Source organism: Shewanella sp. Arc9-LZ, assembly GCF_010092445.1.
Classification (GTDB): domain Bacteria; phylum Pseudomonadota; class Gammaproteobacteria; order Enterobacterales; family Shewanellaceae; genus Shewanella.
Genome location: NZ_CP048031.1, coordinates 4194611 through 4212052 on the forward strand (window position 1 = coordinate 4194611; position 17442 = coordinate 4212052).

General features: G+C 42.0%; 15 protein-coding genes. 7 read left to right on the top strand and 8 right to left on the bottom strand.

Translation table 11 applies throughout. The features are described from left to right. Nucleotides 1–151 precede the first annotated feature (151 nt). The 3 genes from GUY17_RS18045 to GUY17_RS18055 all read right to left on the bottom strand — a co-directional run bounded on the left by GUY17_RS18045 (nt 152) and on the right by GUY17_RS18055 (nt 2738). Nucleotides 152–1087, bottom strand: coding sequence for an SPFH domain-containing protein (locus GUY17_RS18045; RefSeq protein WP_162024400.1), 936 nt, complete (start codon nt 1085–1087; stop codon nt 152–154). A gap of 2 nt (nt 1088–1089) precedes the next feature. Then, nucleotides 1090–2019, bottom strand: coding sequence for a slipin family protein (locus tag GUY17_RS18050; RefSeq protein ID WP_101085166.1), 930 nt, complete (start codon nt 2017–2019; stop codon nt 1090–1092). Nucleotides 2020–2276: 257 nt separating this feature from the next. Beyond that, nucleotides 2277–2738 carry an NfeD family protein gene (locus GUY17_RS18055; RefSeq protein ID WP_101085165.1) on the bottom strand — a complete coding sequence of 154 codons (462 nt, stop codon included), beginning with the start codon at nt 2736–2738 and terminating at the stop codon, nt 2277–2279. Between the two features lie 509 nt (nt 2739–3247). Here GUY17_RS18055 and GUY17_RS18060 point away from each other — a divergent pair. Continuing rightward, nucleotides 3248–4000: an outer membrane protein OmpK gene (locus tag GUY17_RS18060; RefSeq protein WP_101085164.1), complete on the top strand. Its 753-nt coding sequence runs from the start codon at nt 3248–3250 to the stop codon at nt 3998–4000. A gap of 171 nt (nt 4001–4171) precedes the next feature. On the opposite strand, the gene udp is transcribed toward GUY17_RS18060, so the two are convergent. After that, entirely contained in the window at nt 4172–4930 is a 759-nt protein-coding gene (udp, locus tag GUY17_RS18065; RefSeq protein ID WP_011638840.1) for a uridine phosphorylase, read from the bottom strand. A gap of 439 nt (nt 4931–5369) precedes the next feature. Between udp and GUY17_RS18070 the strand changes: the two genes are divergently transcribed. Beyond that, nucleotides 5370–5591, top strand: a complete 222-nt coding sequence (locus GUY17_RS18070) for a YdcH family protein (protein ID WP_162023902.1) — start codon at nt 5370–5372, stop codon at nt 5589–5591. A 62-nt stretch (nt 5592–5653) separates the two neighbouring features. Here GUY17_RS18070 and GUY17_RS18075 read toward each other — a convergent pair whose 3' ends face one another. Further along, nucleotides 5654–6829, bottom strand: coding sequence for a type III PLP-dependent enzyme (locus GUY17_RS18075; protein ID WP_011638842.1), 1176 nt, complete (start codon nt 6827–6829; stop codon nt 5654–5656). 358 nt (nt 6830–7187) lie between these two features. Here GUY17_RS18075 and GUY17_RS18080 point away from each other — a divergent pair, with 358 nt between their 5' ends. Both GUY17_RS18080 and rbsK read left to right on the top strand, forming a co-directional pair. Beyond that, nucleotides 7188–8021: a mechanosensitive ion channel family protein gene (locus GUY17_RS18080; protein ID WP_101085162.1), complete on the top strand. Its 834-nt coding sequence runs from the start codon at nt 7188–7190 to the stop codon at nt 8019–8021. Between the two features lie 616 nt (nt 8022–8637). Beyond that, nucleotides 8638–9855 carry a ribokinase gene (rbsK, locus tag GUY17_RS18085; RefSeq protein ID WP_174839656.1) on the top strand — a complete coding sequence of 406 codons (1218 nt, stop codon included), beginning with the start codon at nt 8638–8640 and terminating at the stop codon, nt 9853–9855. Nucleotides 9856–9983: 128 nt separating this feature from the next. On the opposite strand, the gene GUY17_RS18090 is transcribed toward rbsK, so the two are convergent. After that, the gene (locus GUY17_RS18090) at nt 9984–10958 is read right to left on the bottom strand and encodes a nucleoside hydrolase (protein ID WP_162023904.1); all 975 of its coding nucleotides are present in this window, start codon (nt 10956–10958) and stop codon (nt 9984–9986) included. Between the two features lie 463 nt (nt 10959–11421). Here GUY17_RS18090 and GUY17_RS18095 point away from each other — a divergent pair, with 463 nt between their 5' ends. After that, nucleotides 11422–11838 (top strand): hypothetical protein, encoded by a 417-nt coding sequence (locus GUY17_RS18095; protein WP_101085159.1) that lies wholly within the window; start codon nt 11422–11424, stop codon nt 11836–11838. Further along, the gene (locus tag GUY17_RS18100; RefSeq protein ID WP_162023905.1) at nt 11835–12029 is read left to right on the top strand and encodes a helix-turn-helix transcriptional regulator; all 195 of its coding nucleotides are present in this window, start codon (nt 11835–11837) and stop codon (nt 12027–12029) included. Before GUY17_RS18095 ends, GUY17_RS18100 begins: the two co-directional genes overlap by 4 nt. A 156-nt stretch (nt 12030–12185) precedes the next feature. Here GUY17_RS18100 and nhaC read toward each other — a convergent pair whose 3' ends face one another. Continuing rightward, nucleotides 12186–13598, bottom strand: coding sequence for a Na+/H+ antiporter NhaC (nhaC, locus tag GUY17_RS18105; RefSeq protein ID WP_174839657.1), 1413 nt, complete (start codon nt 13596–13598; stop codon nt 12186–12188). 487 nt (nt 13599–14085) lie between these two features. Here nhaC and GUY17_RS18110 point away from each other — a divergent pair, with 487 nt between their 5' ends. Next, nucleotides 14086–15219, top strand: coding sequence for an ADP-ribosylglycohydrolase family protein (locus GUY17_RS18110; protein ID WP_162023906.1), 1134 nt, complete (start codon nt 14086–14088; stop codon nt 15217–15219). Here GUY17_RS18110 and ovoA read toward each other — a convergent pair. Beyond that, on the bottom strand, nt 15191–17353 hold the full coding sequence (gene ovoA, locus GUY17_RS18115) for a 5-histidylcysteine sulfoxide synthase (RefSeq protein WP_162023907.1): 2163 nt from the start codon (nt 17351–17353) through the stop codon (nt 15191–15193). The two genes, GUY17_RS18110 and ovoA, sit on opposite strands and share 29 nt — an antisense overlap. Between the last annotated feature and the right edge of the window lie 89 nt (nt 17354–17442).

A 17442-nucleotide genomic window follows, 5' to 3' on the forward strand; every position in this document is an offset into this window, starting at 1 on the left:
GCGGTAAAAGCATAATTAAAACAGACTGCAGCGGTAAAGGTATAATTTAAATAGACTGCGGCGGTAAAAACAATAAAAAAGGTTAGCGAAATCGCTAACCTTTTTTATGTAATGTTCGTCACGCGGTGGCGTGACATAGCAGTATTAACGATTATTTTTTATCGTCTTTTAAGCCAATACTTTGCATCCAGTATTCAAAATTAACTAGATTACCCGGTAACACAATACGGCTATCAGGTTTGCTTAAACCATCTAGCTGCTTCATATACTGTTCACCAAGTTGCATACGCAATGCACTTTGTCCGCCTTCAGATGAAATAACCACCGCTAATCGTTCTATCGACTCAGCAGTTGCTTTCGCTAAAGTGAGAATTTCTTGCGCTTTACCTTCGGCCTCATTAATGCGGCGTTGCATCTCACCTTCAGAACGGTTAATGGTTTCTGCCATCACACCTTCTGAACGATTAATCTTACTTTGCTTGTCACCTTCACTTTTAGCTAATAATGCCCGACGTTCACGCTCGGCATTCACCTGCATTTCCATGGCGTTTTTAACTGTTTCTGGTGGGGTGATATTTTTAATCTCGTAACGATGCACTCGAATGCCCCACATAGAGCCAGCTTCATCGAGAACTTCAACCACTTTGGCTGATATCACATCACGCTCTTCAAAAGTACGATCTAAATCTAAGGTACCAATCACAGAACGCGTAGTTGTTTGGGCAAGTTGAATGGCGGCATAACGGTAGTCGGTAATACCATAACTGGCTTTAACGGGATCGGTAACCGAAATATAAATCACTCCATCCACTTCAACATTAACTTCATCACTGGAGAAACATTCTTGTGGCGGTACATCAATCGTTTCTTCCTTTAAGTCGTGGATATAAGCCACTTTATCAACGAAAGGGATCAGTGCATGGAAGCCTGCATCTAAGGTATTGTGATATTTACCTAAACGTTCAACAATATAAGCCGACTTGGTCGGCACAAGACAGATAGACTGGAATAGTTTTAGCACAAAAATAGCAAAAATTACACCCCAGATAGCCATCACAATAAAATCAGTATCAATTCCGTTAATCAACATTAGCGAGCTCCTTTTGCTGATGAGTTTGATACGGCATGAGTTACTTGCTCCATACCTTCAAAAAAGCCTTCTAGCTTGGCCATTTCAGCAGGCACAACAGAGACTTGAGCTTCAGATAAAATCTTGCCCACTTGACCAATAAACTGCTCTTTAAGCAACATGTTCATGGCGTCATTGCCGCCATTTACCGTTAAGGCCTTGCAGATCATTTCCATGCCTTCTGCCTTCGCAGTGGCAATAATAGAAATTTCTTGCCCTGTACCTAAAGCCTCATTAATGCGCTTTTGTTTTTGACCTTCGGACAAATTAATCGCCTCTTGACGTTCACCTTGCGACATATTGATCATTGCTGCTTTTTCAGCATTGGCCAAAGTGATCTCGGCACGCTTGCGACGCTCTGCTTCCATTTGTTTTTCAAGGGTGTGAATAACTTTCATTGAAGGGGAGATATTTTTAATCTCGTAACGTAATACTTTGATCCCCCAAGGATCAGAAGCCTTATCAATTTCGCGCACAATGGATTCATTCAAACTGTCACGTTCAGAAAACGTTTGCGACAAGGTCAGCTTACCTATTTCTGAACGCATGGTTGTTTGCGCTAAGTTAACCGCTGCACGGCGATAGTTTTCAATACCATAGCTGGCCAGCTTGCCGTCCATCACTTTAAGGTAGACTAAACCGTCAACTTCCAACTGGGTGTTGTCTTTTGAAATACAACTCTGCGGCGGCACATCTAATACTTCTTCACGAGTGTCGTGGCGATAAGCAACCCGATCGACAAAAGGAACGAGAAAATGGAACCCTGGCTCGAGCACGGTACGAAACTTACCCAAACGCTCAATAACATGCACTTCACGCATTGGCACAATTAACATGAGTTTGAACAAAATGAACATTACAAATAAAAAAACGATTGTTAACACAAACATATCTACTCCCTTTTGATCTGACTTTCCTAGATAACACTTAACGGCAATCACAACACGACGATTTCGAAACAATACTTAATTTACGAAACAATATTCATGACACTAAATTTACGAAACAATAATGACAAAACAATATTCATATCACAATAATCTGAATTTTTTACAGTTAAGTACTCAATAACCTCAACTCCCGTAACAACTCGCGGTAACAACTCGCAGTAATAACTCGCGGCAACAAAAGGTTATCAACTAAATCGCTATACAGAATCGATGATAGGTTCAACAACAAAAGCAATATTATCCCGACAAATGATCCTGACTTTGGTACCTTTTTTTATCACGGTACCATCACCTAAAGCAGTCCAATCAGTACCCAAACAGCTAATTCGACCGGTCTTTTGACCAGGGCCGATGGCTTGCTTAACGATAGCGACTTGATTATAAAGATCCGCCTCTTCATCGGTATTATCGACATGTGAATCGCCGCCCACTAAACGCTGGGTCACATGACGAAAACTCAGTAATAACACCATTGAAGCCATAAACCATAATGTCAGACTTTGTACCAAGCCATCGATAATGCCAACAGCTTGTGCTGCTGCGACGATAACGCAAGCCGCACCTAATAAAATAACGATACCACCCGGAATGATAATCTCCGAGATCATCAATAACAGCCCAAGCACTAGCCAGACTGCGATCGGATTTGCAAGCTCCATATTCTCCCCCATAAATGAGAATGTCCGTAAATTCACTATAACAGCTTTATTTATTAATGCGACATATTATGTCAAAGCGTTGTTGCGAACAGTAAACGGGACAAACGATTCATCAACTTACCATTACCACACGAATACGTATCGCTAGTAATGAGTAACTGTAATAATAAGTCCCCCTATACAAATCAGTATTACTGCAAAGTGACATTTTATTTGTCACCATGGTGGTATTCGTTTTAAGTAAGATAACAGCGCCAATCAAACACCTTTATGCGTTACATCGCATTGACAGTGCTAATACCTGTCATAAGATTATATTGATGATGAAAACAATGAAATCTGTACATTCTGGTCGGTTTTAATTGTGCTCTTTCAAAATATTGAATATATTGCGCCCCATTGTGCACGATTGGGAATAATAGGTCACAAATTTAACCTCGATCGCTATAAAACTTACCTTTAAACTGTCAAAATTGACGTCTCTGATCATTTTACTAACCGGAAGAAAAATGAAAAAAATCTACCTTTTAGCCACATTAGTACTCTCACAAAATGTTTTTGCTGACGATTTAGTTCAATGGTGGGATGTTAGCGCTACTGTCTTGCATGGCGAAAACTATGACTTAGCGCCATCAGAAAGACAAACAACCATTACCCTAGAAACAGCCGGTGCTTGGAAGTATGGCGATTGGTTTGCATTCCAAGATTTTATTAATTTTAATGGTAATAATAACGGTGTTGATAGTTCGACTTATGGCGAAATATCTCCGCGCTTCAGTGCTAGCAAAATATTGGGTCAGCCAGTGAGCTTTGGTGCGATAAAAGATGTCTCTTTAGCATTAACTTACGAAGAAGGTGAAGGCCCAGTTCACAGCATGCTTTATGGTATTGGTGTAGACCTTGACGTGCCATTTTTTAGCTATTTACAACTGAACACTTACCGCCGAGATGCAATAAGCAGTGGTAATATTAGTGATGGTTGGCAGTTTACGCCGGTATTTAGAATCGATATGCCAGTGGGCAATGCCAACATTATTATAGATGGCTTCATTGATTGGGTATTTTCTGCCGACAACAACGGCTACGACGAAAACCTGCACATCAACCCACAAATAAAGTATGACTTAGGTAAAACACTGTTCGGTGATCACAAGCAAAACAAACTGTTGGTAGGTTTTGAATATGATTACTGGCAAAGCAAATACGGTGTTGCGGGTATCGACCAAAATACCTACTCAATTATTGCGCAATATCATTTCTAATTGATGCCGCTATTGATATAAATTAGATAACAAAAAAGGTGCCTAGGCACCTTTTTTAATGATTACATTTCAACACTCATTGATTTGAGACAATTTGTTTTGCGTAATCCGTTTTAACGTCATCAGCCTTAACACAATCTCTTGTTATAACGTGATGGTTAAAACGTTAGCTTAAGCTAATAATTTTTTCGCTGCTGCTACAACAATAGACACGGCACTTACTTCAGTCTTCTTCATTGTCGCTTCGTCAGGGATCTCTTGCTGTGTGCGGTTTACAATAACACCGGCAACACATGCTGCACGCCAACCTTGAGTTGCACACATTGTAAATAGCGTAGCTGATTCCATTTCATAGTTCAGCACACCCATTGACTGCCACTCTTTCATAGAGCCAACATAACGCTGCGTAATGCGACCAGAAACAGTATCGTAACGCTCTTGACCTGGATAGAAAGTATCAGAAGAAGCAGTAATACCAATGTGCGGCTCTAGACCAGCGTCACGACATGCTGCAACCATAGCAGTTGTACATTCAAAGTCTGCTGCTGCTGGGAACTCAAGCGGTGCAAAGTGTAAGCTTGCGCCATCTAAACGCACAGAAGCTTGAGTCACAATCACATCACCCACGTTTACGTGCGGCTGAATTGCTCCAGTTGTACCTACGCGTAAGAAAGTTCTCACACCTAATTGTGCTAATTCTTCAACCGCAATAGAAGTTGATGGGCCACCGATACCGGTTGAACACACAACCACGGCTTTGCCATCGATATAAGCTAAGTAGCTTGTGTATTCACGATGGCTCGCTAAGAACGTTGCGTTGTCCATTAACTCAGCAATACGCTTAACACGTTCTGGATCACCAGGAACGATTGCTAAGGTAGCGCCATCTAACATTTTTTTAGTTAATCCTAAGTGAAATACATCGGACATTGTGAAAACCCCTTTCAGTTTTGAATATTAAATTCTTATAACCCAGACTTTAACCTAGTCTTTAGGGGGATAAGGTTAACTTGATCACATATAAATTCATAATAGTTAATATTCATTCGTTAAATTATTACTAATATATGTCCAAATCCCACCAAATACACCCGTTTCAGCATAGTTGAAGGTCGATAGAAACAACAAATATCTTATCTCGCTTAACAATCATTAACGTGATTTACATCAAGTTAACCTCGCTAAAATGGTTTTAGGCTGAAGGTAAGCATAACCACTGAGCATAAAGTTAATCAATATTAGATTCAACACATCTCATTTCCAAATTGTGTTGCTGCTAAAGCAAGCATCATTGTTATTGGCATAACATCTGATGAATGCAAATTGAAATGAACCCGAAATCCGCTGACTCAGCTTAAAGGAGTAACTTATGTTTCCAGAGTACCGAGACTTAATATCTAAACTTAAAGTCACAGATAAGCACTTTATCAAAAAGTTTAATGACCACAATCAACTCGATGAGCAAATTACCGCACTAGAAAAGCACAGTAGTAGTGATGCAACAGCTGAATTAAAACTAATGAAAAGCACGAGATTGCACCTTAAAGAACAAATATTAGATATTTTAAAAAATCATCAACAAGAGGTTTAGGCGCACATAAAAATAAAGGACGCTAGTGCGTCCTTTAGGATGTCGTCAAACTACACCATCAATTAAAGATAATAATCTTTAAGTGGTGGGAAGCCGTTAAAACATACTGCTGAATAGGTCGTAGTGTAAGCACCAGCGGTTAACCAGTACATACGGTCACCAATGGCTAAATCAACCGGTAAACCATAGCTATAGTGCTCATACATAATATCGGCACTGTCACAGGTTGGGCCGGCAATAACGCACTTATCTAACTCGCCTTTACGCTCAGTATAGATTGGGAATTTAATCGCTTCGTCCATGGTTTCAATTAAACCAGAGAACTTACCCACATCTGTAAATACCCAGCGCTCTAATGCAGTGTTTGATTTACGCGAAATCAATACCACTTCAGATACCAATACACCAGCATTTGAAAGCAATGAACGGCCAGGCTCTAGAATAATCTCGGGTAATTCGTCACCAAAATCTTCTTCTAGGAAATGCTTAATCTGCTGAGCATAAACACCTAGTTCATTCGTTTTATCCATATAGTTGGCAGGAAAACCACCCCCTAAATTGATCATCTTTAACACAATGCCATGTTCTTCTTTTAAACGGTCGTAAATGCTTTTCACTTTACCGATAGCAGAATCCCACGCACCGATATCACGTTGTTGTGAACCAACGTGGAAAGAAATGCCATGCGGTTGTAAGCCTAACTCTTTTGCCAATACTAATAAGTCGTACGCCATTTCATTTTGGCAACCAAACTTACGTGATAAAGGCCAGTCGGCTGTGTGTGTACCTTCAGTTAAAATACGCAAGTACACTTTTGAACCAGGAGCTTCTTCCGCAATCATGCGTAAATCGGCTTCAGAATCTGAAGCAAACATACGTACGCCTTGTTCAAAGAATGATCGTACATCAACGCGTTTCTTAATGGTGTTACCGTAGCTAATACGATCAGCAGAAACACCTATCGACGTGACCATTTCAAGTTCATAAATGGACGCGATATCAAAGTTTGAACCTTTGTCTCGTAACAAGGTTAAAATTTCTTTGGCCGGATTTGCCTTAACCGCATAATAGATATTAGCGAAAGGAAAATTATTAACCATATCATCATATTGTTTCGCAACGATTTGGGTGTCAATAACTACAAATGGCGTTGGCTTATCTTTAGCAAATGCCTCTATGCGGTCAAACGTGTCCTTGTCATAATAATCTGCAACATCAATCGATTGAAATTGGCTCATTAGGCCAGTGCCTCCTGTAAGTAGGGCGATAAAAGTGTCATTACGAATCTGTAAAAACATGCGCAGTAAACGATATTTTTAATCAATACGCAACGAATTTTTATGCAAAAAGTATACTTTTTTATTCTTCGAGAAATATCAATAACACGCAACGCCTTACTAGCTTAATACACTGCGTTATTGATTAGTTTCTGCGTCTAGAAAGTATAGACATTTGTCAGAAAAATGCTCATAAAGTCGTTGAAAATATTTTCGCCGTGATGGCATTTAACACTCATCACAGACTTACACCTTAGAGTAAAAAGTTGTTATCATCCAATTTGATAACAACTTAACGTGCTTCAATAAGGAACATAGAATGAACGAACCCAGTTTAGATCAAGAGCTCCAACAACTGCAAAATGTCTATAGCGTCATCACTGAGTTTGTTGTTGCGTACAGCTTCCAAATTGCGGGTGCGATTATTATTTTCTTATTGGGGCTTTGGGTGGCAAACAAAGCCGCCAACGTTGTCGCCGCTCAACTGAAAAAACATAATATTGATATCACCCTCAGTAACTTTGCTTCCAACTTAGTTAAAATCATTATTATTGTGATGGTTGCTGTTATCTGTTTAGGCAAACTAGGGATTAGCGTAACGCCAATGGTGGCTGCTATTGGTGCCGCTTCACTCGGAGCAGGCTTGGCATTACAAGGAATGTTATCTAATTATGCTGCCGGCATTACCATTATTGTCACCCGCCCTTTTGTGGTTGGCAATACCATTGAAATTAAAGGTGTCAGCGGTGTGGTTGAAATCATTAAACTAGGCCAAACCATATTAACCAACGAAGAAGGCGAACAAATCAGTATTCCCAACAAGCACATTGTCGGTGAAATTCTACATAATTCATTCGCTTATAAATTGGTTGAAAACAAAATTAACATTGATTACCAAGCTGATGCGGATCATGTTATCCAATTAATTAATGGCGTGCTTGCCGCTGCTCCGGCAATTTATCAAGACAAGAAACCATTAGTCGGCATCAATGGATTTAATACTGTGGGGATAGAAGTTGGTGTACGTTATTGGGTACCGACAACACGCTATTTCGAAGAGAAGTACCACACTAACCTAGCCATAATCAAAGCACTCAATCAAGCCAAAATTAAGATACCTTGCCCGGTAAAGGAAATACATTTACAGCACTAGTTTTAATAGCACTAGTATTCACAGTTCTGTATTCGCAAGGCTGAAGGTTCTCTTCACCGCATAAAGTCTCACTATTGAAAGGGCTGCATATAAGGCTGAGTGGAAGCAGTTGCACTTTTTAGTCCATTCAATCTAACTGGCCCTAACAAACTGAATTGGGGCCAACAGACTATTGCCACCAATGGAGATTCCCGCGAGACTATATTGAATAAAGCAATTCATCACGCAGTAGTGGGCTGATCCACAAAGAATGCAATGAGAATAGCAGTACAGACGCTACAATAAATAATCATAACAATCAACTACTTACTACAGGCGAGCAAACTCGATCACTATATATTTACTCTCAAAAACCACTGTGAATAGAATGAATAATATAATATATGCAGTAAACCCCGTCTTCCTTACTAAGTACATTTAATGAAACTCACTTCACTAAGCGCAATAAATTAAGCTGATTTGACTAAACTCATTTAAGCAGGCTCATTGAAATAAATGCGACCAAATCATTCTCCCCCCCAAACAACCAATAGCAAACGAACCAACTGGTTCACTTTGCATGTTAAGCTCTGGTCTTTATCACAATTTATTTTCTGCTGAAGCACTATATTCCATTATGAAAAAACTAAGTCGAAATGAAAGACTGGCTGTTATTCTCAAGTTACTCAGTATGCATAAAAAACTGTCTAACCAAAAAATATCCACATTACTGGCAGTAACCGCTAAAACGGTTCGTTGTGATCTCGTGCAGCTGGAAAAAGACGGTCTAGTAAAACGAATTCATGGCGGAGTCTGTCAGTCTGAAGGCGCGAATATCAAAAAGTATAGCTTGGACGCTATGTTGGCAGAATTACTCGACCGCAGCATACTGAATGACAGCAATGAACTCGACTCAAACCAAGGTAGATTAATCAAAATGAAACATAATGTATTTGTACTTGGCTCATTCAATGTCGATATTGTGGCAAAATTAGCACGCTTTCCCCAACCGGGTGAAACCTTGCATTCAAGTAGCAGTAGTATTGGCGCTGGCGGCAAAGGGGCAAACCAAGCTTATGCTGCGGCTAAAAATGGTGCCCATATTACCTTTATGACTAAAATTGGTACTGATCAATTTAGTCAATTTGCGCGCCAACACCTCAACAGTACCGGCATAGACAACACGATTATCCTCGAGTCATCAACTAGCCCGACAGGTACCGCGATGATTTACGTTAGTGAACAAGCTGGCGAGAATATGATTGCGGTCAACGAAGGCGCAAACATGACGCTGACCGATGATGAAATACACTCAGCCAAACACCATATTGTTAGTGCACAATTATTTTTAACCCAGCTTGAAACCAATTTTGATGCTATCAAGCTCGCGATGAGCATTGCCAAAGACAATGGCGCAAAAGTGATCCTCAATCCGGCGCCGTATCATCAGAGAACTCTCGAGTTATTACCTTTGGTTGATATGATCACCCCTAATGAAACAGAAGCTTCGTTAATGACAGGAATCGAAGTAACCAATCTAGACAGTGCTAAGCAGGCCGCGATTGCAATACATGCCTTAGGCGTAACATCGGTAGTCATCACTCTCGGATCTGATGGGGTATTACTTTATGAAAATGATCACTTCACCCTGCTAGATGCACTAAAAAGCGCGGTTGTTGATACCACTGGTGCAGGCGATGCTTTTAATGGCGCTTTAGTCGCTGAGCTTGCTAGAGGCAGTACACTGCATCAGGCCGCTAAATATGCCAACGCTTATGCGTCACTCGCTGTTGAGCGCCTCGGCGCAGCAAATATGCCAGACGGCTCACTTGTCGCAGCAAGACTTAATGCTTAATAGCGAGTGCAGAGTTCTAATGTAAAGCGCTAATGTAAAACACTAGAGTCGAACTCCCATGAAAAAAGCGCAGTGATTACTGCGCTAGTGTTAGGTAAGCGGTATTAGTCCGCCAGATGCCGACAGTGCTATTTCAATCTTGCGGCATAATTGATAATACTGTCGCGATATAGCTCCAATAGTTCGGCATCTTTGACCGCGACTGCAACCTGTTGCGGCGCCTGATTCATCCATTCATCATGCGGGTAAACACGGTCATCAATCTTCTGAATGGTCATTCCTTCGGCAACACCATCGACAACCACTCTTATTGGCCCTTCTCTAAGTGTGAACAACTCTGGATTAATCACATAGGCAATGGCAGAGGGGTCATGCACATGGCAAGCTTCTAAGCCCACTTTTTCACTATAAAACCTCAAATAGAACCGGCTAACATCCCAAATAAATTGGCCAACGTCGCCTGCATTGTCACGTAATTGGTCAAGATAATCACGAGTAAAAAAGCTTTGTTCAGTCACGTCTAAGCCAATCACAACCACAGGCCATGAGGCCGTCAACACTATATCAGCAGCATGAGGGTCATCGTGTACATTAGCTTCGGCAAAAGGGGTCACATTGCCACGATGACCGTTCTCACCAAAAGCGCCACCCATAATGACCACCTTGTTAACTAAGTCGACAATGCTTGGGTCAGCCTGAAGCGCTAGCGCAAGGTTAGTTAACGGACCGATGGCCACTAAAGTAATCTCACCAGGCTCCGCCTTTACAGCGTCAATGATGTATTGATACGCAGGCCGCGGATCAGCTTGACCTTCTACTTCGGCTGGGACATTCACATCACCAAAGCCACCTTCTCCGTGAACAACGACCGTTGGGCCAACTGGAGGACGTACGATAGGTTTACTCGCGCCAGTGACAATATCGGCTTGCAACTGAAATTTTTGTTTAAGATAAAGCGCGTTACGGGTCGCATTCTCAATGGTTACATTGCCATAAATAGTAGTAATGGCCTTAAGTTCGATATCGGGATGTGCTTCGGCAAAGAGAATAGCAAATACATCATCAATACCGGGATCTGTGTCTAATATTATTTTAGTTTTCATGGGGATCACTGTCCTACTTTATTAAGTGAATAGATACACTATAAGGTTTTACTGAATATCCTGCGATGAGACTCACAGGCCCTTCAATGCATACCAACAAGATATTCGAAGATGATTAACGACTGCGACAAACGAACGGTTACAGGGTCCTGAGGCTCATTAAATCCCTTGGCACTATACAAAAATAGTGCCGACAGAAGTGTGATTGTTCGTCAAACTTTAATCTGTAAGTGAACATAATGGTTCACTTACACGTGTGCAACTGGCTATAACAAGTTTGATATGAAATAGGCCGAATATTATATTTTGCCTTACATATCCCACCTTTTAACCCGAGTTGAGGTTAATTTACAACACCTCGAAAAAGTAAAGCTTACTTGACAAGTATTAATAGATTGCGATAACTTAAAGTCAAGCTTAGTTGACATAATGACAACTAAACACGACCAAGGGAATGTTGATAATGTCGCCACTAACACACAATCAAGACTGGAAAAATACCAACAAACATAATACAGCTCGTTTAGCAAAATGGACTTTAGCGTGGGTGATAAGTATGGCCGTCGCCAACTTTGGTCCACAATTTATTTGGCAACAAGATGTCATCACCATAATGGCCATTGGCATTAATTTCATGATGGGTATCGGGATGATTTTAGCCAATAGACGCCAACTACTTGGCTTAGATGAATTGCAGCAAAAAATTCAATTAAATGCGATGGGCCTCAGTCTGGGGGTGGGGCTAATTGTTGGCTTGAGCTACTCAAATTTAGACACAACAAACTTAATAGCTGGTCACGCGGAAATTTCTCACTTGGTGATCATTATGGGACTCACCTATTTAGTCGGTATTATTTTAGGCCATAGGAAGTACCAATGAAAAATCGCCTAAAAGTACTCAGGGCAGAGCAAGACCTGACCCAAGCACAACTAGCAGACTTACTTAATGTTTCCAGGCAGACGATCAATGCGATCGAAACTGGTAAGTTTGATCCTAGTTTGCCATTAGCCTTTAAAGCGGCACGTTTATTCAAGCTACCTATTGAAAGTATCTTTGAAGACGAAGTGTAGCTAATAGTATTTATAATCAATGTTATAAATACTATGTTATAAAAACAATGCTATAAAAAATGTTAAACGCTATGGCGGTCGATTCAGCTCAAGCATTGGCTAAATTTACAGTCTTAACGCTAACAGCCCTATGGATTGATAAGAGATTAATATCCTTTACGCCAAAGCTGGTTTAGTTTTCGGTTTGAGAAGACCAATACCAAAGGCGGCCATTGCCACTGCTATGATAGCATTAAGGTAGTTGAAAAAAGCATAGGGCGCGTAGTCAAGTACGTCTACCCCTAGAGTGGCGGTATAAAAGGCACCAGCTGTGGTCCACGGAATAAGGCCTGTAGTCATAGTGGCACCTTCTTCAACTGAGCGCGAAAGAATGGCGGCCTCTAAATTTTGTTGCTCATATTTGGGCTTAAACAGTTGGCAACTGAGAATAATCGAAATATAAGCCTCTCCCATAGCAATGTTACCTAAAAAACCGGACATAATCGTCGTCGCAATAAGGGTGGCGGTGCGCTGCACTCTTTTTATGATGCCGGCTAATAGTGCGGTGAGAAATCCCGCACCGTGTAAAATGCCGCCTAGCGCGATAGCCATTAACGCCAGCAGCAAGGTCCAGCTCATACTGCTAATGCCGCCGCGACCAAGCAAAGCATCTAAACTGGGGATACCCGTTGATTCCGGTGTATTTTCCCACAGCGCATTAAGCACAGAGATAGCACTTTGTTGCTGATAAAAAATCGCGATTAGCACGGCGAGTATTATGCTGCATGACATCGTCACTTCTGCGGGCACTTTTCTAATGCTCAGTACCGCGAGTAAAATCAGGGGTAATAACGTAATCAGCGGCGTAAGGCTGTAATTGTTGGCAAGTGCGGTTTGAATTGAGGTAACTTCTGCCAAGTCTAGATTTTGCTCACCATAGTTAAATCCGATCACTAAAAATATTAAAAAAGTGAGGATAAAAGTCGGCGTAGTAGTGAACAGCATGGAGTAAATGTGTCGATAGAGATCCGTGCCAGCACTCATAGCGGCGAGGTTTGTGGTATCTGAAATCGGCGACATTTTATCACCGAAAGTTGCACCGCAGACAATCATACCTGCGACTAAAGGCAGTGGAATATTCATCGCAGAGCCGATGCCAATAAAAACCACGCCTAAGGTGCCGACAGTACCCCAAGATGTTCCAGTTGCTAGCGACATCAAGGCGCACAGTAATAAACCAACCGCCAAAAACAAACTCGGACTCAGCCAACTAAGACCATAATAAATAAGCGTGGCGATGGTGCCACTGTGCATAAAACTAGCAATCACCATGCCGATCAATATAAATATATAGATGGCAGGCATGGCTCTGGTAAGGGCGCTAGTCATCAACTCACGTATATGTATATAGCCGTAACCAAGACTAAAAGCGTTGAGTCCTATCCATAACAAGCACAGAAACATCAGTGTATGCAGGCTGATCCCTAGACCAAAAAGTCCACCCGCTATGGTGATGATAATCACGCTAAAACAGATAAGAGACTGCAAAAAACTAGGGCTACGGGGTAAGTTGGGAGTGATTACAGACATTGGCACACATTATGGTAACAATTGGGATGAAGCTGAGTATATCAGCACAAGTAATTGGGTAAACTACAAACAAGCAGGATATTAAAAATAAACATTTTATCTATTACAACCAGTAGGTTAGCAACCAAGTAAAAGCCAACTCAAAAGATATATCATCACAGAGTGCTGCACATGATTATTTATACATTCATTTACAAGCTCATTTACAGGCACAATGGGTTACATCCGCGATATCCTCTTCGTCCTCCCCATACTCAAAAAGCTGTTGCGCTTGTCGGGTTGAAGATTTTGGTTGCGAAATAAATTTAGCCTATTGCCTTAAAAAAACGTCTAGTTTTGTATAAATAACGTATCTAGTATGACCACATACGTTTTTAATCAATATTCACATGGTAAAAATTATCCATTCGTTATCGATTCACAACCTATTGTTGCTGTATCTAATGCAGATACGTATTCTTTTTTACCATGTGAAAGAGGTATTATCATGAATCACAACCCTTCTCAGCCACTTCGCGTTACCTGGGCACTTAAAACAAGCTTTATTGCTGATGCTTTGGCCATGCCAGTGCATTGGTATTATCAACCGATGGAAATCGAGCGTGCCTTTATTGGTGGTATTGAGCGCTTTGAGGCCGCACCTGAGTTTCACCCTTCATCTATTATGTCCTTGCACTCCAAACATAAAGGGGGGCGACAATCCAATGATCGGTCGTCTAAGGGGCATTCAGCTAACGATCAGTCGCCGCAAGTGGTAGGCGATATTATTTTAAAAGATAAGGCGCAGTTTTGGGACAAACCGAATGTGCATTATCATCAAGGCATGCAGGCGGGTGAAAACACCCTCAACGCCCATTGCGCTCGAGTAGTGATGCGCACCCTGGCGAGTTCGCCACAACCCTATGACCGACAAGCATTTGTTAATGCCTACATTGACTTTATGACAATGACTCCCGCCGCTCATCCCGATACTTATGCAGAGTCCTACCATAGAGGATTTTTTGCTAACTTGGCGCAGGGACGCAAGCCTGAAAACTGTGGCATGATAACTCACGACACGGCATCTATTGGTGCATTGGTGACCATAGCACCTTTGGTTTTTTCAGAACGACTTAAGGGCATAAGCGAAGCCGAAATAAAGATTACCTGCCGAGCGCATCTGGCCTTAACCCATCCTGATGAATCTTTAATGCAGGTATGTGATAGCTACGTGCAACTGTTGTGCGCTCTGATGGATGGGCCGGATGAAGTAGGCGTTAAGGCTCTTTTACTTGAAGCAAGCATAGGCCTAACCAGTACTAATTTAGCCGGTCTGTTAAAACGTAATGTGCCCGACAATCAGGTCGTCGGCCAAATATTTTCAAGGGCATGTTATATTTCAGATTCTTGGCCTGTCGTCTTGTATCTGGCCTGTAAATACCAAAATGATCCTTGGCAAGCACTGCGAGTGAATACTAACTTAGGCGGTGACAACGTACATCGAGGAATAGTGCTGGGAACCTTACTGGGATTGCAAAGCGATGCTGTGGCCACCAGCTGGTTTGAACAACTGGCAGACCACAAATTGATTGCTCAAGAAATTGAGACACTTATCAGCGTGGCAAGCGCTCCCAAACCGTAAGTTCAGACAAAGTATGCTGAAACTTGTGCTGAGTTTCGCGGATCACAAACGGGACTTTGCGCGGCTCACCAACCAACTTAAAATGGCTTGATAGTTGATCTTTCAAGCCATCTAACGTGCTGTAGTTTTCACCATCTTTTTTGAAACCACCTATCCACTCTTCCTTAGGTGTATGTTCTTCCAACCACGTGTAAGGCGATGCAATAATAAGCAAGCCGCCATCATTGATGCGCTGTGCCATATCCGCCAGAAAACGACTCGGCTGGTAGAGTCGGTCAATCAAATTAGCGGCTAAAACTAAATCATAAGCCGTGAATTGGGATTTGAGGTTACAGGCGTCGCCTTGATGAAATGCGACACGGTTTGCATAAGTGTCCAACCCTAATTCTTGCAGGGTACGAGTATGATAGCTCACTAATTCGCCTTCTTCGGCACGGGCGTAACGCACTGCGCCTTGCTGCGCCATTTTAGCTGCTAGGCGAGTAAAGTTTGCTGAAAAATCAATACCGTCTACGTCATCGAACTGGCGGGCCAACTCAAAACTTGCTCGGCCACAGGCACAACCTAAGTCAAGTGCTTTACCGGTGGGTTTACCCTTCATTGCCTCAAGTGCAATATCAGCTAAAGCTTTAGGAAAATTCTCTACGCCATACCAGGTGTCACCAAAGTGAAACTCTGCATATTCTGACAATAATTGGTCACTTTCGTAGTAAGCCTTAGGAGACGTTGCATCAACTTCAGAGGCAATATAACGAAATCCGGCGTGCTGCGTAAAGTGACGCCTAAATGCATAACGTGCACTAAGACGCGCTTCGTTTCCACTTGAAATCCATGAACCACCTTTGATCAAGTTGTGTTTACCATCAAAAGTTGGCGTGGTGAAATCGTCATACAGCGGATGTACTTTAAAGTTATCGAAGGGGTAAATAGGCGTTTCAGTCCATTGCCATACGTTGCCCACCACATCAAACCAATTGCCATGTTGATAGCGTGTTACCGGGCAGCATGATGCAAAATGGTCGAGATGCAAGTTTGCATTGGCCGCGCTGCTACCCAGCTCTTCTACGCCCGCTTGTGCACACAATCGATACCATTCGTCTTCAGTTGGCATGCGAATTTTCTGTCCAGTTTCTTCAGTCTTCCATTCACAAAACGCTTTCGCTTCATGATAGTTAACTTCGGCAGGCCAGTCCCAAGCCATATCAATTTCTTCCGTCATTAAGCGCAAGCGCCAGCCATTGTGCCAACGCCAAAATGCTGGGTGTTTTGCCTCAGTAAATTGCCGCCAAGCCAGACCTTCATCACTCCAAAAACGATTATGCTCATAACCACCGTCCTCAACAAACTCGAGGAACTCCTGATTGCTGACTAAATATTGGCTGGCTTTAAACTCAGCTACCTCAGCCTGATGTTGGCCATATTCATTGTCCCAGCCATAAAATGCATTATCAAATGATTGTCCAAGATTAACTGAGCCAGCGGCGACGCTTATTAGTTTATTTTTTGGCGCCTGGCCAGCATCTTTACAAGCTGGCCATTGAGGTAATGGCTGGACTTTAGCCAACTCATGTTGGCGAATGAGTACCGACGATGTCTCAAGGTGAATACGCTCGTGCTCAATACCCATGACGATGGGCCACCAGGTATTTTCCCAATCAATGGGTAGGGCAAGGTCCAAGGTATCAATTAATGTTAATACTGTGGCGCGCACTTTTGCACGGTAGTCTTTTACCGCAGCAACACTGGGCCAGTCATAACTGTCTTCAGACAAATCATCCCAGCTCATTTCATCAACGCCCACAGCAAAAATAGATTCCATATGAGGATTAATCCGATCGGATATCAGTTTTGCCAATAGTAGCTTGTTGATGAAAAAAGTGGCCGTATGCCCAAGATAAAAAATAAGCGGGTGGCGCAAAGGTATAGGTTTTTGATAGAAACCAGTATCGTCGCGCAAACAATCAAACAGTTGCGTATAGGTATCAAAGGTGTTGGTGAAGTAAAGCGCTATTTCTTGGCGCTTATCATCCACGGTGCCACTGTCCAGTGTAGGGGTTCGGCGCAATGATCCAGAGTCAACAAATGTTGCGGATCTTTTAGCCATTCCTTGAGCGTTTTGTATAGGTAATGTCATCGTGAAACACGTTCCTTTAATTCTTATTCTACATTCATACGATTAACTACTGGATAAAGGGTCAATTTTTTTACTTTATATTGATATTA

Coding starts and splice junctions, on each gene's coding strand:
- nhaC (WP_174839657.1), bottom strand. CDS start 13,598: ATGTCTGTAATCACTCCCAACTTACCCCGTAGCCCTAGTTTTTTGCAG.
- GUY17_RS18050 (WP_101085166.1), bottom strand. CDS start 2,019: ATGTTTGTGTTAACAATCGTTTTTTTATTTGTAATGTTCATTTTGTTC.
- udp (WP_011638840.1), bottom strand. CDS start 4,930: ATGTCCGATGTATTTCACTTAGGATTAACTAAAAAAATGTTAGATGGC.
- GUY17_RS18060 (WP_101085164.1), top strand. CDS start 3,248: ATGAAAAAAATCTACCTTTTAGCCACATTAGTACTCTCACAAAATGTT.
- GUY17_RS18090 (WP_162023904.1), bottom strand. CDS start 10,958: ATGAAAACTAAAATAATATTAGACACAGATCCCGGTATTGATGATGTA.
- GUY17_RS18080 (WP_101085162.1), top strand. CDS start 7,188: ATGAACGAACCCAGTTTAGATCAAGAGCTCCAACAACTGCAAAATGTC.
- GUY17_RS18100 (WP_162023905.1), top strand. CDS start 11,835: ATGAAAAATCGCCTAAAAGTACTCAGGGCAGAGCAAGACCTGACCCAA.
- GUY17_RS18070 (WP_162023902.1), top strand. CDS start 5,370: ATGTTTCCAGAGTACCGAGACTTAATATCTAAACTTAAAGTCACAGAT.
- GUY17_RS18110 (WP_162023906.1), top strand. CDS start 14,086: ATGAATCACAACCCTTCTCAGCCACTTCGCGTTACCTGGGCACTTAAA.
- GUY17_RS18055 (WP_101085165.1), bottom strand. CDS start 2,738: ATGGAGCTTGCAAATCCGATCGCAGTCTGGCTAGTGCTTGGGCTGTTA.
- GUY17_RS18095 (WP_101085159.1), top strand. CDS start 11,422: ATGTCGCCACTAACACACAATCAAGACTGGAAAAATACCAACAAACAT.
- rbsK (WP_174839656.1), top strand. CDS start 8,638: ATGAAAAAACTAAGTCGAAATGAAAGACTGGCTGTTATTCTCAAGTTA.
- GUY17_RS18075 (WP_011638842.1), bottom strand. CDS start 6,829: ATGAGCCAATTTCAATCGATTGATGTTGCAGATTATTATGACAAGGAC.
- ovoA (WP_162023907.1), bottom strand. CDS start 17,353: ATGACATTACCTATACAAAACGCTCAAGGAATGGCTAAAAGATCCGCA.